This window comes from Magnetospirillum sp. LM-5, assembly GCF_902729445.1.
In the GTDB taxonomy this organism is placed as follows: domain Bacteria; phylum Pseudomonadota; class Alphaproteobacteria; order Rhodospirillales; family Magnetospirillaceae; genus Magnetospirillum.
The window spans coordinates 22441-45685 of record NZ_CACVCE010000013.1 but is presented as its reverse complement, the minus strand read 5'-3'; the positions used below and the strand labels follow the sequence as shown (position 1 = coordinate 45685).

Sequence of the window (23245 nt, the reverse complement as noted above, 5' to 3'; positions counted from 1 at the left end):
GCGGCTTGGCCGCGCCGGCAATGGGCGCTGGGGCGTCGCGTCTCATGATGAAAGGCTCGACGCCCCTGAACCACGCCACGCTTGACGGCGGGGCCGGCACGGGGTACCACCGGCCGGTTCCGCCGCATCGCGTCGCGCCTGGGGTCCATGCTGCGTTTTCTCGCCCTGATGTTCAGTCTGCTGCTGCTGCTCGCCATAATCGGCACGGGCGGGGCGGTCTATGTCTTCTGGCATTACGGGCAATCGCTGCCGGACTATCACCAGTTGGCCCATTACGAGCCGCCGATCACCACCCGCGTCTATGGCGGTGACGGCCGATTGGTGGCCGAATACGCCGTCGAGAAGCGGGCCTTCCTGCCCATCGACGCCATCCCGCCGCGCATCAAGGAAGCCTTCCTGTCGGCCGAGGACAAGAATTTCTATGACCATGCCGGCGTCGATCCCATCGGCATCGCCCGCGCCGTGGTGGTCAATATCCGCAACAAGGGGATGGGGGCTGATCGCCGCCCGGTCGGCGCCTCGACCATCACCCAGCAGGTGGCCAAGAACTTTCTGCTGACCAACGAAGTATCGATCGCCCGCAAGATCAAGGAAGCGATCCTGGCCTTTCGCATCGAGCGGGCCTTCTCGAAGGACCATATCCTTGAGCTGTACCTGAACGAGATTTATCTCGGCATGGGCAATTACGGTGTCGCGGCGGCGGCCAATTCCTATTTCAACCGCGCCCTTGACGAGTTGACGGTGGCCGAGGCCGCCTATTTGGCGGCGCTGCCCAAGGCGCCCAACAATTACCACCCCATCCGCCACGCCCAGGCCGCCAAGGAGCGGCGCGACTGGGTGATCGGCCGCATGCTGGAAGACGGGCGCATCACCCGCGCCGAGTACGAGCAGGCGGTGGCCGAGCCTTTGGTGATGCGCAAGCGCGACGACGGCCAGGTGATCGTCGGCGCCGATTATTTCGCCGAGGACATCCGCCGTGACCTGGCCGCCCGCTTCGGCGAGCAGGCCCTTTACAAGGGCGGTCTGGTGGTGCGCTCGACCGTCGATGCCCATCTGCAGGCCCATGCCTCGAAGGTGCTGCGCGACGGCCTGATGTCCTATGACCGCCGCCATGGCTGGCGCGGCCCGGTCACCCGCCTTCCGGCCGGCCAGGGCTGGCAGCAGCGTCTGGCGGCGGTGCCCTATCCGCAAGGCGCCGAGCCTTGGACCTTGGCCGTGGTGCTGGCCCTGAACGAGCCCAACGCCCTGATCGGCTTTGCCGACGGCCGCACCGGCACCATTCCGTGGATCGAACTGCGCTGGGCCAGGCCGTGGATGAAGGACCAAGAGGTCGGGCCGATGCCCAGGAAGGCCGGCGACGTGGTCCAGCCCGGCGACGTCGTGCTGGTCGAGGCCGGGGCGCGGACCGAGGAAGGCAAGACCCTGGCGGCCGGTCAATATTCGCTGCGCCAGATCCCCAAGATCGAGGGCGCCCTGGTGGCCATGGACCCCCATACCGGCCGGGTGATGGCGATGGTCGGCGGCTGGGCCTATGGCAAAAGCCAGTTCAACCGCGCCACCCAGGCGCTGCGCCAGCCGGGCTCGGCCTATAAGCCCTTCGTCTATCTGCCGGCGCTGGAACACGGCTACACTCCGTCCTCGCTGGTGCTGGACGCTCCCATCGCCCTGCCGCAGGGGCCGGGTCTGCCGTTGTGGCGGCCGAAGAATTACGGCGGCGACTTCCTGGGGCCGACCACGCTGCGTGTCGGCATCGAGAAATCCAGGAACCTGATGACCGTGCGCCTGGCCCAGGCCATCGGCATGAATATTGTCGCCGATTATGCCCAGCGGTTCGGCATCTACGACAATCTGCCGCGCCAGTTGGCCATGGCCCTGGGGGCCGGCGAGACCACCGTCCTGAAGCTGACCGCCGCCTATGCCCAACTGGTCAATGGCGGCAAGAAGATCACGCCGACCCTGATCGACCGTATCCAGGACCGCAATGGCCGCACCGTGTTCAACCACGACAAGCGCTTCTGCGACGGCTGCTGGCCGGTCCAGTATTCCGGCCAGGAAATGCCGATGCTGCCCGACCTGCGCGAGCAGATCATCGACCCGGTCACCGCCTATCAGATGGTGTCGATCCTGGAAGGCGTGGTCCAGCGCGGTACCGGCCGGGCCATCGCCTCCGTCAACAAGCCGCTGGCCGGCAAGACCGGTACCTCGAACGACAGCTACGACGTGTGGTTCGTCGGCTTCTCGCCCGATCTGGCGGTCGGCGTGTTCGTCGGCTTCGACGAGCCGCAAAGCCTGGGCGACAAGGAAACCGGCGGATCGGTCGCCGCGCCGGTGTTCCGCGACTTCATGATGGAAGCCTTGAAGGACAAGCCGGCGACGCCGTTCCGCGTGCCGCCGGGCGTGCGTATGGTCCGGGTCAACGCTTCCACCGGCAAGCCAGCGATGCCGGGCGAGGCCAAGGCCATCCTTGAGGCCTTCAAGTCCACCGACCGCATGCCGTCCGAGGACGAGGACGTCCTGGAGGGCGAGGGCGCCGAGGGCTTCACCTTCAATCCGCTGCCCACCGAGTCAGGCCCGTCGCACGGTCTGGTCATGCCCAACGCGCCGCCGCCGCCGCCCACCGGGCCGGCTCCGACCTCGGGGGGCTTGTACTAGGGCGCGCCTTCCCCTAAAAAAGCCGCCTGCATCAGTTCCTCGCTGGAAAGGACCATCCCTTGCGCGCCGAGATCGAAGCGCTGGCCGCCGATATTCGCAAGTCGCAGGCCCTGTTGAAGCGCCACCTGAATTGGGACGAGGCGTTGCGTCGCCTGGACGAGCTGAACGCCGCCTCGGAAGACCCGAATCTGTGGAATGACGGCGACAAGGCGCAGAAGCTGATGCGCGAGCGCACCCAGCTCGACACCCAGATTTCCACCTGCCGCCGGCTGGAAACCGAAATGGCCGACCTGATCGAGCTGATCGAGATGGCCGAGGCCGAGGGCGATTCCGACGTCGCCGCCGATGCCGAGGCGCAATTGCGCGCGCTCAAGGCCCTGGCCGCCCAGATGGAGCTGGAAACCCTGCTGTCGGGCGAGGCCGATTCCAACGATTGCTATGTCGAGATCAATGCCGGCGCCGGCGGCACCGAGTCGCAGGATTGGGCCCAGATGCTGCTGCGCATGTATATGCGCTGGGCGGAAAAGAAGGGCTTCAAGGTCGAATATCTGGAAGAAAGCGCCGGTGAAGCCGCCGGCATCAAGTCGGGCACCATCCGGGTGTCGGGTCACAACGCCTATGGCTGGCTGAAGACCGAGGCCGGCGTCCACCGCCTGGTGCGCATCTCGCCCTATGACAGCCAGGCGCGGCGCCACACCAGCTTCTCGTCGGTGTGGGTCTATCCCGAGGTCGACGACACCATCGACATCCAGATCAACGAAGGCGATTGCCGCATCGACACCTACCGCGCCTCGGGCGCCGGCGGCCAGCACATCAACAAGACCGATTCGGCGGTGCGCATCACCCATATCCCCACCGGCATCGCCGTGGCCTGCCAGACCGAGCGCTCGCAGCACCAGAACCGGGCGCGGGCCTGGGACATGCTGCGCTCGCGCATGTACGAGGCCGAATTGCAAAAGCGCGAGGCCGCCGCCCAGGCCCTCGAGGACACCAAGACCGACATCGGCTGGGGCCACCAGATCCGCTCGTACGTGCTGCAGCCCTATCAGATGGTCAAGGACCTGCGCACCAATGTCGAGACCTCGGACAGCCAGGGCGTGCTGGACGGCGATCTCGACCAGTTCATGGCCGCCTCGCTGGCGGCGCGCATCAAGGGGCACGAGGAATAACCCCCAGCGCGCCTCGCATGACCAAAGTGTCATTTGAATTCTTGATGGCGGGGCCTATATCGGTTCCGCCATCGTCATTTTCGACAGGGGACATCATGGGCTTTCGCGTTCTTGCCGTCGTTCTTGCCGCCACCCTTTCCGTGACCTTCGCCGCCGAGGCTTTCGCCAAGGCCGGCAAGGGCTCCAGCATGGGCTCGCGCGGGGACCGCACCTACGACCGTCCGATCGAGCGTTCGATCGCGCCGCCAGCGCCCACCGCGCCGCAGATGGCGCCCGCCGCCCCCGGCGCCGCCCAGCCGATGTACAATCCGAACGCCGTGCGTCCGCAACCCGGCATGGCCGCCCCCGCCGCGGCGCCGATGCAGCAGCCCGGCTTCTTCCAGCGCAATCCCTTCCTGGGCGGCATCATGGGCGGTCTGGTCGGCGCCGGCATCGGCTCGATGCTGTTCGGCCATTCGCCGGCCATGGCCGCCGCCGGGGCCGCTTCGCCCATGGGCAGCATGCTGGGCACGCTTTTGCAGATCGCCCTGATCGGCGGCCTGGCCTATCTGGGCTATCGCCTGTTCGCCCGCAAGGCGCAGACGGCCGGCTCGGACCTGTCCGCCCCCTATCAGCGTGAAGCCGCCGCCCCGATGGGCGCCCAGGCCGCCGCCCGTGTCGCCAAGGAATTCGAGCCCTCGGCCGCCGACCAGGAGATGTTCACCCAGATCATCACCGGCGTCCAGAAGGCGTGGAGCGATGGCAATCCGGTGGCGATCCGCCAGTTGGTGACGCCCGAGGTCGCCGGCTGGATGGGCGAGGATCTGGCCAAGGACCAGTCGGCCGGGGTGCGCAACGTCATGGAGGACGTCCAGCTTCTGGCCGGCGACGTCACCGAGGCGTGGCGCGAGGGCGAACGGGAATACGTCACCGCCCGCATCACCTTCTCGGCCAAGGATTACACCGTGCGGCTGTCCGACGGCCAGGTGGTGGATGGCGACCGCAATCGCCCGGTGGAAAGCACCGAATTGTGGACCTTCCTGCGGGTCGGCGGCGGCAGCTGGCTGCTGAGCGCCATCGAGCAGGTCTGACCAACAAAAAGGCCGGGTCGCAGGGACCCGGCCTTTTCTTTTCCGAAGGCGCCGTCAGCGCATCGGCGGCATATAGGCCGGCATCGAGGAATAGCCGCTGCCGCACTGGAAGGCCACCACCGACGGCGTCAGGAAGCCGCAGCGCAGCGGCGTCCATGACTGGCCGATCATCGACGAAATGCCGTAGCCCGACTTGCGGCACTGGCTTTCGCCAATGGCGCGGACGTCTTCCGGGTTCGAGGTCAGGTTGGAATAGCAGACATAGCTGGTCGGACCCTGCGCGGTGTCAGGGGCCAGGGAATGCGGCGAGGTCGAGCAGGCGGCCAGGGCCAGCGTGGCGGTGACGGCAAGCGCTAGGTTCCTCATGATATCCCCCGGATGATGCGTTGGCCCTCTTGCCTACCGTGCCGGGGCCTGCTTGGCAAGGTCTGTTATGCCGGCTGGGCCTCGTCGGCCATGCGGCGGAACACTTCGTGGATTCCCGACAGGAAGGAATCGACCATGTTGGCGATCACCCGGTCGGTGTCTTCCGGCACCGGCGCGTGATAGACCCAGCGGCGCACGCCGATATAGGCCACCGCCCCGTGCAGGCCGGCGACGCATTCGACTTCGTAATCGTTGGGGGCCTGCGCCGGCAGCCCGATGTCAAAGCGCAGTTCCGCGACCAGCGGCTCGAACAGGTTTTCGCGCACGAACCCCATATAGCGGTTGGCCAGCCCCTGGTCCTTCAGGCCGGCGAACATGAACAGGCGCACCTGTTCATAGCGGAAGTGCCGGCGGCTGTAGGCGTGGTAGAATTGCACGATCCGATCGCGCAGCGAGACGGTGCGGTCCCTTAAGCCCGCGGTCCAGGCCGGGTCCCAGCCGCCCAGGAACACCTCCTGATAGACCCGTTCGATCAGCGCGTCCTTGTCGGGGAAATAGCGGTACAGCAGCGGCTGGGTCACCCCCAAACGCTGCGCCAACGCGCGGGTCTGGCCTTCGAATCCGACCTCGGCAAAAAAGCGGATGGCCTCGGCGACGATCAGTTTCTCCCGCTCCTGGCGGGGCAGGCGGCGGCGGACAGGGTTTGGCTTTTGCGTGGGCACCGGCAAGGCTCGAAGATGACGGGTTGCGGATAGGTCTTAATGGTGGGCATCTCGTACCACGATTGGTAGGGGTATGCCAGCCTAGAGCCTTCACCTTATGCGAATCAATACTTATGGGTTGTGATAAATTAGATGCCGGAGCCCGAGGTTTCGCCCTCTGATTTTGGCGGCTCGATCAGGATGCGATCGACCCGGCGGCCATCCATATCGACCACTTCGAAGTGCCAGCCCTGCCAGGTGAAGCGGTCGCCGGTCCGGGGCAGGTGCGGCAATTGCGACAGCACGAAGCCGGCCAGGCTGTGGAAGTCGCTTTCGCCGGCCATGCCGGGAATGCCGGTCAGGGCCTCGACCTCGTGGATCGGCAGCAGGCCGTCGACCAGCCACGACCCGTCGGCGCGGCGCACCGCCGCTTCGTCGTCGTCGGGGCCGGCCGGGCCCAGTTCACCGGCGATGGCCGCCAGGATGTCGGAATTGGTCACCAGCCCCTCGAAGCGGCCGTGATCGTCCAGCACCACCGCGAAGGGGGTGCCGCTGGCGCGAAACATCTCGATCAGGCGGGTGGCGCGGGTTTCTTCGTGGACGGCCGCCACCGGCTCGATGGCGATGGCGGGGTCGAACGCCTCGCCGGCCAGCAGGCGGTCCAGCAGCTTGCGGGCGTCGACCAGGCCGATCACATGGTCCTGCGAGCCCTTGACCACCGGGAAGCGCGAATGGGGGCAGCCATGCATGGTGGCGCGCCACTGGTCGGGCGAGGCATCGGCATCCAGCCACACCACGTCGGGCCGGGGCGTCATGATCGATCCGACCGAGCGGTCGGCCAGGCGCATCACCCGGTCGATCATCTCTTTCTCCACCGGCTCGATGGCGCCGGTGGCGGCACCCTCGGCGATCACGGCGCGGACTTCCTCCTCGGTCATCGGCGCGGTCTCGTCGGGGCGCTGGCCCAGAAGCCGCAACATGGTGTCGGTGGAATGGCGCAGCAGGCTGACCACCGGGCTGCCGACCTTGTCGATCAGCCGCATGACCGGGGCGACCCGGATGGCGATGGATTCGGCGTGGCGCAGGGCCAGGCGTTTGGGCACCAGTTCGCCCACCACCAGCGACAGATAGGTGATGATGCCGACCACCAAGGTCATGGCGATCTCTTCCGACCATTCGGCCATGGAAGGGGCGGCGCTTGCCAGCCAGCGGGCCAGCTCGCCGCCCAGGGTGGCGCCGGAATAGGCGCCGGCGACGATGCCGACCAGGGTGATGCCGATCTGCACGGCGCTGAGCAGGCGCGACGGCTCGTCCAGCAGGTCCAGGGCCTGGCGCGCGCCCTTCGAGCCCAGATCGGCCCGGCGGCGCAACTCGGCCGGCCGCGACGACACCAGCGCCATTTCCGACATGGCGAAAAAGCCGTTCAGCAGGATCAGCAGGGCGACGATCAGGAATTCCCACCACATGGCGTGAATCCTAGTGCATCGTGCTCGCGGGGCAAGTGAAATTCTTGACCACCCCGTGCGGGTGTTGGCATAATGTTCAGTGAAAGGGCGCCGCGCATGCGGGCCGTTTCTGCTGTGGCCCGACCCCTCGGGTGGGCCCGGTCATGTTGCTCGTGGGAGGATATGACATGCTGACCAATAACGCCGCCATCCCCGTCGTCGGGGGTGACAGCCTTACCAAGTACATGCGCGACATCCGCGTCTTCCCGGTCCTCGAGGCCGGGGAGGAATACATGCTGGCCAAGCGCTGGGTCGATTACCAGGATACCGAGGCGGCGCACAAGCTGGTCACCAGCCATCTGCGTCTGGTCGCCAAGATCGCCATGGGCTATCGCCATTACGGCCTGCCGATGGCCGATCTGATCTCGGAAGGCAATCTGGGCCTGATGCGGGCGGTCAAGAAGTTCGAGCCGGAAAAGGGCTTCCGGCTGGCCACCTATGCCATGTGGTGGATCAAGGCTTCGCTCAACGAATTCGTGCTGAACAGCTGGTCGCTGGTCAAGATCGGCACGCTGGCCGCGCAGAAGAAGCTGTTCTTCAACCTGCGCCGCATCAAGGCCAAGCTGCAGTTGTTCGAAGGCGGCGACCTGGCGCCCGAGCACGTCAAGGCCATCGCCACCGAATTGTCGGTGGACGAATCGGACGTGGTGGCGATGAACGGCCGCATGGGCGGGCGCGATTCCTCGCTCAACATCATGGTCGGCGAATCGCAGACCGAGATCATCGACCTGCTGCCCGACGATACCGACAACCAGGAAATCGCCCTGGCCAAGCGGGAAGAGCTGTCGATGGGCAAGAAGCTGATCGCCGGCGCGCTGGACGTGCTGAACGAGCGCGAACGCGAGGTGTTCACCGAGCGCCGCCTGAAGGACAACCCGATCACGCTGGAAGAGTTGGGTGCGCGCTATGGCGTCTCGCGCGAGCGGATCCGCCAGATCGAGGTGAAAGCCTTCGAGAAGGTCCAGGCCTTCGTGATGGCCGGCTTCCAGCCGGTCAAGGCGCTGCCGGCGCGGTAGGGGAGCGTTCGGTTCAAAGGCACGAAGCGTGTTCGTGGGGCAGCGATGTCGCCACGGGGCGGAGTCCGTGTCGTAAATGCCGTGCCGGTGTTTGGGGAAAATTCAATTCACCACAGAGGCACAGAGGCACAGAGGGGATTTTTGTGGGGCAACCCTGTCACCACAGCTTGGAAACCTTTGTGCCTCTGTGCCTTTGCGGTTCAGTCATCGGCCGTCACCCCCGGACTTGATCCACTGCTGTCCGGTCAAAGATCGGGCCTACCAACCATCGTCCCTTTCGTCATGGCCGGGCTTGACCCGGCCATCCACGCGCATCCGCGCAACGTGCTGTTTTTCAATGGATTTTTCGCGCCACCGCGGGGATGCCCGTGTCAAGCACGGGCATGACGGAGTGTGGGGCGAAGGCTTCGCGTCCCTTCCGGGCTCCAAGCTTTTAAAGGCGTGCGCCACAAGCGTTTGCGGCGGGACGCTTAAGATTAAATCGGACAGAAGTGGGCTTGATCCGGGGGGGCATTGATTGCCGGGTCAAGCCCGGCAATGACGAGCAAGAAAAGCTGATCCGGATTTTATGCTCGGCGCTCTAGTTTTTCCTATTTTCTCTGTGCCTCTGTGCCTCTGTGCCTCTGTGGTTTATCCATTTTTATCGGGTGCCGCTGGCGGCTTGCCGTCAGGTTCACGGTTTCGGCTGGCCGGCGTTCGCGGCCCGCAGTTCGGCTGCCAGCTCGTCCAGCCTTGCCCTGGCATAGGGATTGGTCCGGCCCAGATCGCGCAGACCCGGGCAGGCGTCGCCGGCCGGCGCGGCCAGGGCCAGGATGACGGCGCGGTCGTGGGCATCGTCGCCGCTCACAGGATTCAATCCCAGCGCGATCTCGCCGAATTGACAGGCGACGTCGCGGCTGGCCTGGGCATAGTCCGACGGGGGGGCGTCGCGCCCGGCGAGTGGTTGGCCATCCCGGCAGGTGGCCATCGGCTCGCGCTTGACCCGGTCCAAACGGGAGTCGAGGACGTTCTGGGGCAGAGACTCCTTTTGAAGCATCTCCCGCAGGTGCTGGACGGTGTTACCGGTGATGGCGTCGGTGGCCCGGACCCCGTCGCAGCTGGCGGCAATTCCGGTGGCCAGGGAAAGGTCGGCTCGGCGGAGGTCTGCGCCCTGCATCTGTGCCCAACCAAGGTTGGCGCCCTGCATCTGCGCCCCAGAAAGGTAAGCGCGCTGCATCTGCGCCCCCTCAAGGTTGGCGCCCTGCATCCGCGCCCCAGGAAGGTAAGCGCCCTGCATCAGCGCCGCCCCAAGGTCAGCGCCCTGCATCCGCGCCCCCATAAGGTCGGCGCCCTGCATCTGCGCCCCCTCAAGGTTGGCGCCCTGCATCTGCGCCTGAATAAGGTAAGCGCGCTGCATCCGCGCCCCACCAAGTTTGGCGCCCTGCATCTGCGCCCCAGGAAGGTAAGCGCCCTGCATCTGCGCATCACCAAGGTTCGCCCCCCGCATCTGCACGTTCCATGCGAAGGCCCAGCTCAGATCCGCCCGTTGCAGGTCGATGGCGAACAACTCGGCGTTTGTCAGATTGATCTTGCGGAAACTGCGGTCGGGCAGGGACAGCGTCAGCATCTTGGCCTGGGCGGCGCGCAGTTCATTTTCGTCGTCGAACAGCGGCTTCAACAGCTCGGGCTTGACGTCGGTGGCGACCAGCACTTGGCCGTGCAAATCCAGCCAGCGGCGGGTCCAGGCGAAACCCTCTATCCCCGCCACTCGATCGATCAGGTTCCACGGTTCATCCTGAAACATCGGCGGCAGCGCTTGGGTCAGGCTGATCGCCTCGACCAGCAGGGCGGCCAGGGCGGCGGTACCCATGCGCCATCGGCCCGGCCAGGGCGACCAATGAAACCAGAACAGCAGGGCCAGATCGGCGGCCAGGCAGGCGATGTGGATGATGGTGATGGTCCAGTTCTGGTAGCGCACGAACGACATCTGCGCAGCCAGCAACAGCAGCACCGGCACCAGCACCACCGAAATCCAGGTGATCAGCACCTGAAGCCTTCGACCCCAACCGGCCTCGCCGTCAGTCAGCCGCATCTGGGCGAAGGCTAGCCCATGCACCTGGCCGGCCCAGGCGCGGCGGTCTTCGGCCGACAGGGCCAGGCCGGCCAGTTCGCCCCTCAGGGCTTCCAGCCGCCGGGTCAGCAGCCGCAATTGCAGCAGCGCGTTCATGTGCAGGAACAGGAAGACAGGCGGGGCCAGGGCATAGGCGGTGGACAGGCGGATTTCCACCGACAGTGACGGGAACACCTTGGCGGCGTCGCGGAACAGCGCCTCGTCGGTGGCGGCGATCATGGTGGCGGCCAGGGTGACGGCGACCACCAGCAAGGCGGCCAGCAGGGCGCGCGCGGTCTTGGCGACGTCGTTGACGGCGGTGACCCGTGAAGTCAGGTCGGGACGGTCGGGGTGGTGGCGGGCCAGCAGGCGCTCGACCCAGGGGGCGCGCTGGGGGTGTTGCCGGCTCATCCCTGGTCCTTCCGCAGCCTGTGACAACTCATGGTGCCACACGTTTCGGAAATTGCGAACGGGGATAGCGTCAACCAAAGCGCTTTAAAAGTGGGTGGGGCTTATCAGCGCATCCACCAGATCGCCGCCATCATGGCGGCCAGCAGGGCCAGGAACGCCGCCTGTTTCAGGCGCAGCGTCATCGGTCCCTTATTGTCGTTGGCGGGTGCGGGAATCCGTCGGGGCGGCGACTGGCGCCGCCCCTCGGGAGACAATATCCGGTTTCCCGGCCTAGCCACGCTTGTCCAGGGGCACGTACGGCCGCGGGCCGGCGCCGACATACAGCTGACGCGGGCGACCGATCTTCTGATCGGCGTCGGTCAGCATCTCGTTCCACTGGGCGATCCAGCCCACGGTGCGGGCCAGGGCGAACAGGCAGGTGAACACCTGGGTCGGAATGCCCATGGCGCGGAAGATGATGCCCGAATAGAAATCGACGTTCGGGAACAGCTTGCGCTGCACGAAATAGTCGTCTTCCAGCGCGATGCGCTCCAGTTCCATCGCCAGCTTCAACAGCGGCTCGTCCTTGACGCCCAGTTCGTCCAGAACCTCGTGGCAGGTCTGGGCCATGATCTTGGCGCGCGGATCGTAGTTCTTGTAGACGCGGTGACCGAAGCCCATCAGGCGGAACGGATCATCCTTGTCCTTGGCCTTCTTGATGAATTCGGGGATGCGATCCACCGAGCCGATCTCGTGCAGCATGGTCAGCACGGCTTCGTTGGCGCCGCCATGGGCGGGACCCCACAGCGAGGCGATGCCGGCGGCGATGCAGGCGAACGGGTTGGCGCCCGACGAACCGGCCAGACGGACGGTCGAGGTCGAAGCGTTCTGCTCGTGGTCGGCATGCAAGATCAGGATGCGGTCCATGGCCCGGGTCAGGATCGGGTTCGGGACGTATTCCTCGCACGGAGTGGCGAACATCATGCGCAGGAAGTTCTCGGAGTACGAGAGCTTGTTCTGCGGGTACATGAAGGGCTGGCCCTGGCTGTACTTATAGGCCCAGCCGACCACGGTCGGCATCTTGGCGATCAGCCGGTAGCTGGCGATCATGCGCTGGTGCGGGTCGTTGATGTCGGTCGAATCGTGGTAGAAGGCGGCCATCGCGCCGACCACGCCGCACATCACCGCCATCGGATGCGAGTCGCGGCGGAAACCGCGATAGAAGAACGAGATCTGCTCGTTCAGCATCGAATGGTGGGTGATGTCGTTCTCGAACTTGGCCTTCTGCTCGACGTTGGGCAGCTCGCCCTTGAGGATCAGGTAGGCGACGTCCAGGAATTCGCAATTCTCGGCCAGGTCGGCGATGGCATAGCCGCGATGCAGCAGCACGCCTTCGTCGCCGTCGATATAGGTGATGGCCGACTTACACGAACCGGTCGAGGTGTAGCCGGGATCGTAGGTAAACACGTCCAGGTCGCTGTAAAGCTTGCGGATGTCCATCACCTTCGGGCCAACGGTACCGGCGAGCAGCGGGAATTCCACCTGCTTGCCGGTGCTGTTGTTGATGAGCGTCACGGATTCTTTGGTCATATCGTCTTACCCCGTGCTGTCACACTCACGTGCGTTCGTTAATGCCATGCCTTGGGGACAGGGCCCCAGGCGGTTCTCTTTGGTAGACCAAGATGAGGTCATCTTGGTCCCCGTCATTATGCCCCTCGCCGGGCGGGCGCGTCCGCGCCCTTGGCCGCGGCCTCAATGGCCGCTGTCTCACGATGATTTCTACCTGAAATCATCGTGCTCAAAGGGGCGGCCCGACGCGTCCAGCGTCTTCGATGCGCCCCATGGTCTCGGCCCGCCCCAGCACCTCCATCACTTCGAAGATGGGAGGGGAGACCGAGGAACCGGTCAACGCCGCCCGCAAGGGCTGCGCGATCTTGCCCAGTTTCTGGCCCCGGCCTTCCGCGAATTGGCGGGCGGCTTCCTCCAGAACCGATTTCGTCCAGTCCGCATGTCCCAACTGGGCCGCGAACTCCTTCAACAAACTGGCCTGCTCGGGCTCGGCCAGGGTCTTGGCCGCCTTCTCGTCGAAGGAAAGCGGCCGGGCCGTGGCGTAGAACAGGCCCATATCGGCCAACTCGATCAGCGTCTTGGCGCGTTCCTTCATGCCGGCCATGCCGCTGGCCAGACGGGCTTTGGCGACCGGGTCGGCGGCGCGGCCCAACTTGGCCTCCATCAGCGGCACCACCAGCTCGACCAGGCGCGCATCATCGGCCAGACGCAGGTAATGACCGTTGAGGTTGGTCAACTTGGTCATGTCGAACCTGGACGGCGAACGGCCGACCTGCTCCAGGCCGAACCAAAGGATGGCCTGTTCAGTCGAGATAATCTCGTCGTCGCCGTGCGACCAGCCCAGGCGCAGAAGATAATTGCGCATCGCTTCCGGCAGGAAGCCCATGTCGCGATAGGCCTCGGCCCCCAGGGCGCCGTGGCGCTTCGACAGCTTGGCGCCGTCGGGGCCGTGGATCAGCGGGATGTGGGCGAACACCGGCACGTCCCAGCCGCAGGCCTTGTAAAGCTGGAACTGGCGGAAGGCATTGGTCAGGTGGTCGTCGCCGCGGATGACGTGGGTGATTCCCATGTCGTGGTCGTCGACCACCACCGACAGCATATAGGTCGGCGTGCCGTCGCCGCGAAGCAGCACCATGTCGTCCAACTGGGCGTTGGCCACCTTGACCTGGCCCTGGACCAGATCGTCGATGATGGTCTCGCCGTCTTGCGGGGCCTTCAGGCGCACCACCGGCTTTTGATCCTTCGGGCCTTCGGCCGGGTCGCGGTCGCGCCAGATGCCGGGATAGCGCATCGGCTTGCCCTCGGCCCGCTGCTGCTCGCGGATCTTTTCCAGCTCTTCCGGCGTGCAATAGCAATAATAGGCCTTGCCCTCGGCCACCAGCTGGCGGGCCACCTCGGCGTGGCGGTCCATGCGGGCGAACTGGAACACCGCCTCGCCGTCCCAATCCAGGCCCAACCATTTGATGCCGTCGAAGATCGCCGCCACCGCCGCCTCGGTCGAGCGGGCGCGGTCGGTGTCCTCGATTCTAAGGCAGAACTTGCCGCCGTGATGGCGGGCGAACAGCCAGTTGAACAACGCCGTCCGCGCCCCGCCGATATGCAGGAAACCAGTGGGGGAAGGGGCGAAGCGGGTGACGACCGACATGATGGAAAGCGCTCGTGTTGTGCAGTGCAATTGGCAAACCGGACTTATCTAGCATAAACTTTCGATCATGACAGCCCGCAGAGTGGGGGGGACGGAGATTTTCCTGCCCGATAGGATAGGGAAAATCCTGACCGAACGGTTAGGTGTCTTCCTGCTGGCCGAGCGGGACCGTTGGGTTTTGTGGCTTCCCGTCGCTGTCGGCCTTGGCATTTCCCTTTATTTCGCCGTGTCGTTCGAGCCGCCGAGCTGGGTCGGAGGCGTGCTGCTGGCCCTGTGCCTGGGGGGTGCCTGGCTGGGGCGCAAGGTTGCGGCGGTGTGGACGGTGATGGCGGTGATGGCGCTGGTGGCCGGCGGCTTCACCGTGGCGCAATTGCGCTCGGCCTGGGTGGCGGCGCCGGTGCTGGAACGGCCGTCCGGCAAGGTCACACTGTCGGGACTGGCGGCCGAGGTCGAGCCCCTGGCCGGCGGCGGCCAGCGCGTCACCCTGGACCATGTGTCGATGGCGATGGACGGCCCGGTGCCGCACCGGGTGCGGCTGCGCTTCAAGACCGACCAGCCGATCCCGGTGGGGGCCAAGGTGAGCGTGGCGGCGATCCTGACGCCGCCGCCGCAACCCAGCCTGCCGGGGGCCTTCGACTTCGCCCGCCATGCCTGGTTCCAGGGTCTGGGGGCGGTGGGGACCGCCCTGGGGCCGCCCGACATCGAGATGGCCGAAGGCGGCGGCGGCTTGAACGCGATCAGGGCCGCCATTGGCCGGCGGATCATGGCGGTGCTGCCCGGCGCCATCGGGGCGGTGGCCCAGGCCCTGATCACCGGCGAGGTCGGGGCCATCCCCCGCGACGTGCTGGATGCCTATCGCGATTCGGGCCTGGCCCATCTGTTGTCGATTTCCGGCCTGCATATGAGCCTGCTGGCCGGGCTGGTGTTCTTCGTGGTGCGCGGCGGGCTGGCGCTGTGGCCGACGGTGGCGCTGTCCTATCCCATCAAGAAATGGGCGGCCGCATTCGCCATCCTCGCCACCTTCCTTTACATGCTGCTGGCCGGCGCCCCGGTGCCGGCGCAGCGTTCCTTCCTGATGACCGGCATCGTGCTGGCCGCGGTGCTGCTGGATCGCGCCGCCCTGTCCATGCGTCTGGTGGCGTGGGCGGCCGTGGTGGTGCTGGTCATCGCGCCGGAAGCGCTGATCGGCCCCAGCTTCCAGATGTCGTTCGCCGCCGTCGCCGCGCTGATCGCCGCCTATGAAGTCGTCAGCCCAAGGGTGGCGCAGTGGCAGATCCAGCATCGCGGCTGGCATCATCAGGTTGGGCTTTATCTGTTCGGCGTGTTGTTCAGCTCTCTGGTCGCAGGCCTTGCCACCACCGTCTATGGCGGGTTCCATTTCCATCGGCTGGCGGTGTGGTCGGTGCTGGCCAACATGGTGGCGGTGCCGTTGACCGGCTTCCTGGTGATGCCGTTCGCCGTGCTGGCGCTGGTGCTGATGCCGCTGGGACTGGAAGGGGTGGCGCTGGCTCCCATGGGCTGGGGCGTCGATGCCGTCAACCGGGTTGCGGTGGCGGTGGCAGCTTGGCCGGCCGCCGGTCAGCGCCTGCCGGTGCTGCCCATCGAGGGGCTGGCCATCTTCACCCTGGGCGGGCTGTGGCTGCTGCTGTGGCGGACCCGCTGGCGGCTGTGGGGGCTGGCGGCCATGGCTGCCGGTCTGGCGACCTTCGTCCTGGTGCGCCCGCCCGACATCGTCGTCGATTCGCGCGGCTATAGCTTCGGGGTGCGAACCGGCGACGGCGCCTTGCTGGTCAATCGCGGCGGCCGTCTGGTCCGCGAAAGCTGGGACCGCCGCGCCGGGCCGCTGGCCGCCGAACGCTGGCCCAAGGCCGGCCGCTCGGCCGACGGCCGCCTGGGCTGCGATGGTCTGGGCTGCCTGTATCGCGCCCCGGCCGGTCCGGTGGCCCTGGTCCAGGACGAAGCCGGCATCGAGGCGGCCTGCGTGGCGGCGGTGGCGGTGGTGGCGGCGGTGCCGCTGCGCCAGGCCTGCCGGGGGCCGCACACCGTTATCGACCGTTTCGATCTGTGGCGCCGCGGCGCCCATGCCTTGTGGCTGGAGCCGGGCCGCGCCCGCATCGAGACGGTGGCCGGCTGGCAAGGTGATCGCCCCTGGGCCCATCGCCCGCATCGGCGCAAGAAGCCCGAGCCGACCGAGCCGCCAGTCGAGGCGGAAGATTAAGATGTGCCTCTCAGTGCTTTGTTTTTAAATGAAAAACTTGAAGCGATCCAGCCCCAGACCCTCGGTGTCAATCTCGGGTTGACGCCCCGAGACCATGTCGGCCAGCAGTCGGCCCGAGCCGCAGGCCATGGTCCAGCCCAGGGTGCCATGGCCGGTATCCAGCCACAGGCCCCTCAGCCGGGTCGGGCCGATCAGCGGCACGCTGTCGGGGGTGACCGGGCGCAGGCCGGCCCACGGCTCGGCCCGGGCGTAATCGCCGCCATCGGGGAACAGGCCCTTGGCCCGCTCGCGGATCAAGGTCCAGCGTCGCTCGTTCAAGGACGGATCATGGCCGGCCATCTCGGCGGTGCCGGCCACCCGCAGGCGGTCGCCCAGGCGGGAATAGACCATCTTGTATTCGTCGTCGGTGATCGACACGAACGGCGCCCCCTTGCGACCATCGACCGGAACGGTAATCGAATAGCCCTTGGCCGGCACGATGGGCAGGCGCAGCCCGGCCGGGCGGGCCATCGGCGGACTCCAGCTGCCCAGCGCCAGGATGGTGGCGTCGGCCAGCAGCTCGCCCTGGTCGGTGGCGGCGCCGGTCACCCGGTCGCCTTGCGTCAACAAGGCGTTGACGGTGACGCCATAGCGGTAGGTCACGCCGATGCGGGCGGCATGGCCGGCCAGCAATTGGGTGAATTTGTGGGCGTCGCCGCTTTCGTCGTCGGGGGTGTGGATGCCGCCGGCCAGACGGGTGCCGACGGCCGCCAGCGCGGGTTCCAGCGACACGCATTCGCTGGAGGTCCTGACCTGGCGGAACAATCCGTATTGGCGCATCAGGTCGGCGGCGTGGCAGGCATGGTCGAATTCGCGCCCGCTGCGATAGACATGCAGGATGCCCAGGCGGCGCTGGTCGTATTCCAGCCCCAGCTCGGCCCGCAACTCGGCCAGCTTGGCGCGGGAATAGATGGCGATGCGGAGCGTGCGTTCCAGGTTGATCTCGAGGGCCTGGCCGGTGCAATTGGTCAGGAAGCGCGCCGCCCACAGCCACAGATCGGGGTCCCAGCGCCGCCAGCGGAACAGCAAGGGCGCGTCGTCACGGCCCAGCCAGCGCACGATCTTGCCGATCACCGCCGGGCTGGCCCATGGCTCGGCATGGCAGGGCGAGATCTGCCCGCCATTGGCGAAGCTGGTTTCCATGCCGGCGGCGGGCTGGCGGTCGATGACCGTCACCTGATGGCCGGCGCGGGCCAAATACCAGGCGGCGGCGGTGCCCACGACACCGGCGCCGAGAACCAGGACCCTCACGGGAATGCCTCCCAGGCGATTGCTGTATCCGTGGTAGCCCAAACCCCAAGCCAGGGCAAGGCAGCGCTGCAAGGCTGGCGCTTTCCCTGCCGGGCGATCGGACGTACCGTTGATGGATAAGCGGTAGTGGAGGCGCACCATGGCAAACGAAGTCCTGTCGGTCGCCGAGATGTATCGCGCCGATTCGCTGGCCATTGCCGGCGGTATCCCCGGCGAGCGTCTGATGGAGGCCGCCGGCTGGGCCCTGGCCCGCGAGTCGATGCGCCGGTTCCCGGCCTGCCGGGTGGCGGTGCTGTGCGGACCGGGCAATAATGGCGGCGATGGCTTCGTCGCCGCCCGGCTGCTGGACCGTGCCGGCTATGCGGTGCGGGTCGGGCTGCTGGGCGATGCTGTCAACCTGCAAGGTGACGCGGCCTTGATGGCGGCCCGCTGGCGCTATCGAATCGAGCCCTTGGCCATTGATATCATTGAGCACGCTGATCTGGTGCTGGATTGCCTGTTCGGCGCCGGCCTGGCCCGGCCGCTGGACGGCATTGCCGCGAAGATGGTGGAAGCGGTCGAGGCGCGGGGCGTGCCGGTGATCGCCGCCGACGTGCCGTCGGGGGTCGATGGCGATTCCGGCGCCATCCTGGGCTGTGCGCCGCAGGCGGTGGCGACGGTGACCTTCTTCCGCCTGAAGCCCGGCCATCTGCTGCTGCCCGGCCGGCTGAAATGCGGCGAGGTGGTGCTGGCCGACATCGGCATTCCCGAACAGGTCTTGGCCGAGGTCGAGCCGGCGGCGTGGGAGAACGGCCCCGAATTGTGGGCCGATTCCTTCCCCTGGCCGCAGGCGGCGGGCCACAAATATGCGCGCGGCCATGCGGTGGTGGTCGGTGGCGCCGAGATGACCGGGGCGGCCCGGCTGGCCGCCTTGGCGGCGCGCCGCGGCGGGGCGGGACTGGCGACCATCGCAGCACCACCGCCGGCTCTGGCGACCTATCGGGCCGGCGATCCCGGCACCATCGTCACCGGGCTGGACCATTTCAACGCCCTGCTGGCCGATTCCAGGCGCAATGTCTGGGTGCTGGGGCCGGGCGGCGGCCGCGACGACCAGATGCGTCATCATGTCCGCGAGGTGTTGGCCGCCGGGCGCACCTGCATCCTGGATGCCGACGCGCTGACGGTGTTCGCCGGCTCGGCCGACGCCTTGTTCCGTAACCTGTCGGCCCAGGTGCTGCTGACCCCCCATGACGGCGAGTTCGAGCGTCTGTTCGGAAAGTTGACCGGCAGCCGGCTGCGTCGCGCCCGCCAGGCGGCCGAACGGGCCGGGGCGGTGGTGCTGCTGAAGGGCCCCGACACCGTGGTCGCCCATCCCGACGGCCGTGCGGTGATCAACGCCAATGCGCCGCCCTGGCTGGCCACCGCCGGAGCCGGCGACGTGCTGGCCGGCCTGGCCGGCGGCCTGATGGCGGCCGGCATGGAATGTTTCGAGGCTGCGGCCGCCGCGGTGTGGCTGCACGGACGGGCGGCATCGACCGTCGGCCCCGGCCTGATCGCCGAGGATCTGGTCGGAGCCATTCCCGGCGTGCTGACCGAGTTGGCCGCCTGGCATCAGGCCTGAGTCCGACCTATGTGATACCGGCGAGCACAATGTTTGACCCGCTACAGGACGCGGAACGCCGGTATCTTGCGGCCATTGAGGCCGCGGCCAAGCGGCCGGACGGCCGCGCCCGGCGAGGGCTGATACGGCGAGTCGATTTATCGGCTCGCCGGTATGAAAGGGATGGGATGGAGAGCAGGAAGAGCGAGGAGGCCGCCATGACCCACGCGGTCGGAACCAGTCTGCTGGAACGCATCAAGGGCCTGGCCAAGGTGTGGCTGGATGTCGCCGGCTCGGCCAAGGGCGGCGAGACCCTGCATTTCGCCCACGATCTTTCCGGCGATGACCCCGAGCGTCTGGCCGCCCAGATGCGGGCCTGCCTGGACGCCAAGGGCGGCGAGGTGTCGGCCCGGGCGCGGGCCTCGGCTTTGGGCCGCGAATATCTGGCGCTGTCGGCCGATGGCCGGCGCCGCTTCCTTCAGGTGATGGCCGACCGCTTCGGTCCCGACCGCGCCCGCGTCGATGCCGCCATCGCCACCCTGGCCGCCGCCGAGGATGCGGCCCGCCCGGCCGCCGAGCAGGCGCTGCGCGCCGCCCTGGAGCCGCCGCGCGTCCGTCTGCTGGCCCAGTTCAACGCCCTGCCCGAGGGCATCAAGTTCCTGGTCGATTTGCGGGCCGAGCTGGCCGGCATGGGCACAGGCGATCCCGGCCTGGCCGCCCTGGAAGCCGATCTGAAGGCCTTGCTGACCGCCTGGTTCGACGTCGGCTTCCTGGAGCTATCGCGCATTACCTGGCGCTCGCCGGCCGTGATCCTGGAAAAGCTGATCGCCTACGAGGCGGTGCATGCCATCCAGGGCTGGGACGATCTGAAGAACCGGCTGGATTCCGACCGCCGGCTTTACGCCTTCTTCCACCCGCGCATGCCCGACGAGCCCTTGATCTTCGTCGAGGTCGCCCTGGTCAGGGGCCTGGCCGGCAACGTCCAGGAATTGCTGGACCCCACCGCCCCGGTCGGCGACCCGGCCCAGGCCGACACCGCCATCTTCTATTCCATCAACAACGCCCAGCGCGGCCTGAACGGCATCAGTTTCGGCAATTTCCTGATCAAGAAGGTGGTCGAGGAACTGGGGCGCGAATTCCCCCGCCTTACGACCTTCGCCACGCTTTCGCCGATTCCCGGCTTCGCCGCCTGGCTGAACCGGCGCCTGGCCGCGGGCGAGCCTGGTCTGCTGAATGCCGCCGAGCACCACCGGCTGGGGCAGGTGTCGCACGGGCTGGGCGCCAAGGGCAGCCTGAAGGCCTTGCTGGCCGATCCGGCCTGGCACCAAGACGCGCTGTTCGCCGAAGCGCTGCAGCCGGTGCTGACCCGGCTGGCGGCCCGTTATCTGACCGCCGAGAAGAACGACAGGGGCAAGGCGCTGGACCCGGTGGCGCAGTTCCACCTGTCCAACGGCGCCCGCGTCGAACGGCTGAACTGGTTGGCCGACCTTAGCCGCAAGGGGCTGGGGCAATCCTTCGGGCTGATGGTCAATTATCTTTACAAGCCCGACGAGATCGAGGCCAACCACGAGGCCTATGTCGGAACCGGCCGGGTGGCGGTTTCGGGCGAGGTCAGGGCCCTGGCGAAGGGGTGAGGGGCCGGTCGGCCGTGCAAAAGTCCTTCGCTTCGCTCAGTGTACTTTTGCACGTTGATTCAAAAGGAGAAAAATAGGCTTGGGGCGGCCCTGCGCCTATTTTTCGCGTTTGCCCCCCCGCCATGAGGCGAGCCGTGCTCGCCTCATGGCGGGAAATCAAACCAAGCCCGCGCGGAAAGCTTGCTTGAGCACGGGGTTTCCAAACAAAATCGGGGAAAAGTACACCGAGGCGAAGCCGAGGGACTTTTTCACGGGGTAGGGGCCGGCTTCAAGGTGAAGTAGAAGCACGATCCCTGGTCCGGCACCGATTCCACCCAGATGCGCCCGCCATGGCGCTCGACGATCTTCTTGCAGATGGCCAGGCCGATGCCGGTGCCCTCGTACCGGTCGCGGCCGTGCAGGCGCTGGAAGATGCGGAAGATGCGCTCGAAATATTCCGGCGCGATGCCGATGCCGTTGTCGGCGATGGTGACCAGGATATCGTCGTCGCGCCGCTCGGCGCCGATGGTGATCCGTGGCGCCCGGTCGGGAGCGCGGTATTTCAGCGCGTTGGCGATCAGGTTGACCAACAGGCGGACCAGTTCCTCCTCGTTGGCCATGACCATGGGGAAGTCGGTGTCGCGATCGATGGCCGCACCGCTTTCGTCGATGGCCAGCAGCAGGTTGCGGCAGGCCAGGTCGATGCATTGGCCCAGCGGCGTCGGGACCAGCGGCCGGTCCAGCCGGCCGACCCGGGAATATTCCAGCAGGTCCAGGATCAGCCGATCCATGCGCACCGCGCCGTCCTGGGCGAAGGCGATATAGTCGCGCGCCTCGTCGTCCAGCTTGTCGCCATAGCGCTTCGACAGCATGGTGACGAAGCTGTTGACCATGCGCAGCGGTTCGCGCAGGTCATGGCTGGCGACATAGGCGAACTGTTCCAGTTCGGCGTTCGAGGCCTCGAGGCTGATGGCCTGTTCGGCCAAGGCGGCCTCGGCCTGCTTGCGGTCGGTGATGTCGCGCACGAAGGCGCACAGTGATTCCTGGCCCTCCCACATGACCGTGGTGATGACCACATCGACCGGGAACGGCCGTCCCTTGCGCGGGCGGTGCACCGCCTCGTAGCGGACGGTGCCGTCTCGCCGCAAGGTGGCCAGGTGGCCTTGCCACATTTCTGGGCTGAAGGCCGGGTCCAGCTCGGCCACCGTCACGGTGGACGCCTCCTCGACGGTCACATTGGTTCGTTCGCACGCCGCCCGATTGGCATAGATCACGCGGCCGTCCATGGTCGCCCAGAACACCATGTCGGCGGCGTGGTCCAGGGTGAACTGGGCCAGGCGCAGGCGGTTCTCGCTGTCGCGCAACTGGCGCACGCTTTGCTCTTCGCCGCGCATGTGGCGGACCAACAAGAACACCATGCTGGTCAGCAAGATGGTCGCCGTCACCCCGAAGGCGGCAAGGCGCAGGGTGTTGCCGCGCCACGAGGCCAGCAATTGCCCCTCGTCCAGCGACAGGTTCAGCTTCAGCGGATAGCGTTCCAAGGTCTGGAAGGCCACCATCCGCATCGCGCCATCCATCGGACTGGGGCCACGGACCAGGCCGGATCGCGGTTCTCCCGGCTGGAAGTCGGGCAGGTGGGCGTAGGATTTGCCCAGCTTGGTCCCCGGCGCTTCCGGAACGCGGGCCAGCAACATGCCGTCGATACGGAACAGGGCCACGGCGCTGTTGTGGGTCGGCGGCAGCACGCGGGCATAAAACTCGTGGAAGAAACCGGGCAGGATGGTGGCCAGCACGACCCCCTTGAACGACCCGTCGCGCCCGCTGATCCGCTTGGAAATGGTGATCATCTCGCGATCCGACAGCCGCCCCGAGGTCAGCGCCCCGATATGCGCCGCCTTGTCGGCGTGGTCGCGGTGAAATTGGAAGTAGTCGCGGTCGGCGACATTGAAGGGCGGCGTCGGCCAGTGGACCAGGGTGTTGACCCCGAGTCCGGTGGAATCGACCAAGCCGATGCCGGCGATCTGCGGGACGCCGACCGCGCGTTCGCGCAATTCCCGATGCATGTCGGCCGAATTGGCGTTCTCGATGCCGCCGCCTTCGTCGATGGATTCGAGAACGGCGTCGATGACCGTTTCGACGTTGCGAATGCTGCGCTCGGTCTGCTCGGCCAGGGCCACGGCCAGCGCTTCCAGGTTGGTGGCCGACGACGACAGCGCCACCGTGCGCTGGCGCCAGATTTCGTACGAGGTGATCAACAGCACGGCGGCCACCAGGATGGCCCCCAAGACGATCACGGCCCGGCTGCCGACCAGGTCGTTTCGGTCCTTTCGCTGTTGCTCGGCCACCAGCACCCCCTCCCGACGGCTAACCACT

Annotated in this window: 16 protein-coding genes; 7 read left to right on the top strand and 9 right to left on the bottom strand. The window is 66.8% G+C overall.

The window, feature by feature from the left end; all coding sequences use genetic code 11:
- Positions 1–147 precede the first annotated feature (147 nt).
- The 3 genes from MTBLM5_RS07550 (at position 148) to MTBLM5_RS07540 (ending at position 4891) form a co-directional block, all read left to right on the top strand.
- Positions 148–2652 carry a penicillin-binding protein 1A gene (locus tag MTBLM5_RS07550; protein ID WP_173975254.1) on the top strand — a complete coding sequence of 835 codons (2505 nt, stop codon included), beginning with the start codon at positions 148–150 and terminating at the stop codon, positions 2650–2652.
- Between the two features lie 59 nt (positions 2653–2711).
- Complete coding sequence (prfB, locus tag MTBLM5_RS07545; RefSeq protein WP_173975252.1) at positions 2712–3821, top strand: peptide chain release factor 2; 1110 nt, start codon at positions 2712–2714, stop codon at positions 3819–3821.
- 95 nt (positions 3822–3916) lie between these two features.
- Positions 3917–4891: a Tim44 domain-containing protein gene (locus MTBLM5_RS07540; protein ID WP_173975250.1), complete on the top strand. Its 975-nt coding sequence runs from the start codon at positions 3917–3919 to the stop codon at positions 4889–4891.
- A 54-nt stretch (positions 4892–4945) separates the two neighbouring features.
- Here MTBLM5_RS07540 and MTBLM5_RS07535 read toward each other — a convergent pair whose 3' ends face one another.
- The 3 genes from MTBLM5_RS07535 to MTBLM5_RS07525 form a co-directional block, all read right to left on the bottom strand.
- On the bottom strand, positions 4946–5257 hold the full coding sequence (locus tag MTBLM5_RS07535) for a hypothetical protein (protein ID WP_173975248.1): 312 nt from the start codon (positions 5255–5257) through the stop codon (positions 4946–4948).
- A 65-nt stretch (positions 5258–5322) separates the two neighbouring features.
- On the bottom strand, positions 5323–5979 hold the full coding sequence (locus MTBLM5_RS07530; protein ID WP_254430951.1) for a TetR/AcrR family transcriptional regulator: 657 nt from the start codon (positions 5977–5979) through the stop codon (positions 5323–5325).
- A gap of 128 nt (positions 5980–6107) precedes the next feature.
- On the bottom strand, positions 6108–7424 hold the full coding sequence (locus MTBLM5_RS07525) for a hemolysin family protein (RefSeq protein ID WP_173975244.1): 1317 nt from the start codon (positions 7422–7424) through the stop codon (positions 6108–6110).
- Between the two features lie 167 nt (positions 7425–7591).
- Here MTBLM5_RS07525 and rpoH point away from each other — a divergent pair, with 167 nt between their 5' ends.
- Positions 7592–8479 (top strand): RNA polymerase sigma factor RpoH, encoded by an 888-nt coding sequence (gene rpoH / locus MTBLM5_RS07520; RefSeq protein ID WP_173975242.1) that lies wholly within the window; start codon positions 7592–7594, stop codon positions 8477–8479.
- Positions 8480–9152: 673 nt separating this feature from the next.
- Here rpoH and MTBLM5_RS07515 read toward each other — a convergent pair.
- The 4 genes from MTBLM5_RS07515 to gltX form a co-directional block, all read right to left on the bottom strand.
- Complete coding sequence (locus MTBLM5_RS07515; RefSeq protein WP_173975241.1) at positions 9153–10979, bottom strand: pentapeptide repeat-containing protein; 1827 nt, start codon at positions 10977–10979, stop codon at positions 9153–9155.
- Between the two features lie 104 nt (positions 10980–11083).
- Positions 11084–11233 carry a hypothetical protein gene (locus MTBLM5_RS07510; protein ID WP_173975239.1) on the bottom strand — a complete coding sequence of 50 codons (150 nt, stop codon included), beginning with the start codon at positions 11231–11233 and terminating at the stop codon, positions 11084–11086.
- 16 nt (positions 11234–11249) lie between these two features.
- Positions 11250–12548 carry a citrate synthase gene (gltA, locus tag MTBLM5_RS07505; RefSeq protein WP_173975237.1) on the bottom strand — a complete coding sequence of 433 codons (1299 nt, stop codon included), beginning with the start codon at positions 12546–12548 and terminating at the stop codon, positions 11250–11252.
- 208 nt (positions 12549–12756) lie between these two features.
- Positions 12757–14172 (bottom strand): glutamate--tRNA ligase, encoded by a 1416-nt coding sequence (gltX, locus tag MTBLM5_RS07500; RefSeq protein WP_173975235.1) that lies wholly within the window; start codon positions 14170–14172, stop codon positions 12757–12759.
- A gap of 67 nt (positions 14173–14239) precedes the next feature.
- On the opposite strand from gltX, the gene MTBLM5_RS07495 reads away from it, so the two are divergent.
- Positions 14240–16390 carry a ComEC/Rec2 family competence protein gene (locus tag MTBLM5_RS07495; protein ID WP_173975233.1) on the top strand — a complete coding sequence of 717 codons (2151 nt, stop codon included), beginning with the start codon at positions 14240–14242 and terminating at the stop codon, positions 16388–16390.
- Between the two features lie 24 nt (positions 16391–16414).
- Here MTBLM5_RS07495 and MTBLM5_RS07490 read toward each other — a convergent pair whose 3' ends face one another.
- Entirely contained in the window at positions 16415–17821 is a 1407-nt protein-coding gene (locus MTBLM5_RS07490) for a D-amino acid dehydrogenase (RefSeq protein ID WP_256367164.1), read from the bottom strand.
- Between MTBLM5_RS07490 and MTBLM5_RS07485 the strand changes: the two genes are divergently transcribed.
- On the top strand, positions 17820–19280 hold the full coding sequence (locus tag MTBLM5_RS07485; protein WP_173975229.1) for an NAD(P)H-hydrate dehydratase: 1461 nt from the start codon (positions 17820–17822) through the stop codon (positions 19278–19280). The genes MTBLM5_RS07490 and MTBLM5_RS07485 overlap by 2 nt on opposite strands.
- 197 nt (positions 19281–19477) lie before the next feature.
- Positions 19478–20893: a malonyl-CoA decarboxylase gene (locus MTBLM5_RS07480; RefSeq protein ID WP_173975227.1), complete on the top strand. Its 1416-nt coding sequence runs from the start codon at positions 19478–19480 to the stop codon at positions 20891–20893.
- 248 nt (positions 20894–21141) lie between these two features.
- Here the strand turns inward: MTBLM5_RS07480 and MTBLM5_RS07475 are convergent, their stop codons facing one another.
- Positions 21142–23244, bottom strand: a complete 2103-nt coding sequence (locus MTBLM5_RS07475; RefSeq protein WP_173975225.1) for a sensor histidine kinase — start codon at positions 23242–23244, stop codon at positions 21142–21144.
- Position 23245 lies beyond the last annotated feature (1 nt).

What these genes read in the sequence shown, in the direction of transcription:
- MTBLM5_RS07550 (WP_173975254.1), top strand. Translation starts at nt 148, where the DNA reads ATGCTGCGTTTTCTCGCCCTGATGTTCAGTCTGCTGCTGCTGCTCGCC.
- MTBLM5_RS07540 (WP_173975250.1), top strand. Translation starts at nt 3,917, where the DNA reads ATGGGCTTTCGCGTTCTTGCCGTCGTTCTTGCCGCCACCCTTTCCGTG.
- MTBLM5_RS07535 (WP_173975248.1), bottom strand. Translation starts at nt 5,257, where the DNA reads ATGAGGAACCTAGCGCTTGCCGTCACCGCCACGCTGGCCCTGGCCGCC.
- MTBLM5_RS07525 (WP_173975244.1), bottom strand. Translation starts at nt 7,424, where the DNA reads ATGTGGTGGGAATTCCTGATCGTCGCCCTGCTGATCCTGCTGAACGGC.
- rpoH (WP_173975242.1), top strand. Translation starts at nt 7,592, where the DNA reads ATGCTGACCAATAACGCCGCCATCCCCGTCGTCGGGGGTGACAGCCTT.
- MTBLM5_RS07515 (WP_173975241.1), bottom strand. Translation starts at nt 10,979, where the DNA reads ATGAGCCGGCAACACCCCCAGCGCGCCCCCTGGGTCGAGCGCCTGCTG.
- gltA (WP_173975237.1), bottom strand. Translation starts at nt 12,548, where the DNA reads ATGACCAAAGAATCCGTGACGCTCATCAACAACAGCACCGGCAAGCAG.
- gltX (WP_173975235.1), bottom strand. Translation starts at nt 14,172, where the DNA reads ATGTCGGTCGTCACCCGCTTCGCCCCTTCCCCCACTGGTTTCCTGCAT.
- MTBLM5_RS07495 (WP_173975233.1), top strand. Translation starts at nt 14,240, where the DNA reads ATGACAGCCCGCAGAGTGGGGGGGACGGAGATTTTCCTGCCCGATAGG.
- MTBLM5_RS07485 (WP_173975229.1), top strand. Translation starts at nt 17,820, where the DNA reads ATGGCAAACGAAGTCCTGTCGGTCGCCGAGATGTATCGCGCCGATTCG.
- MTBLM5_RS07490 (WP_256367164.1), bottom strand. Translation starts at nt 17,821, where the DNA reads ATGGTGCGCCTCCACTACCGCTTATCCATCAACGGTACGTCCGATCGC.
- MTBLM5_RS07480 (WP_173975227.1), top strand. Translation starts at nt 19,478, where the DNA reads ATGACCCACGCGGTCGGAACCAGTCTGCTGGAACGCATCAAGGGCCTG.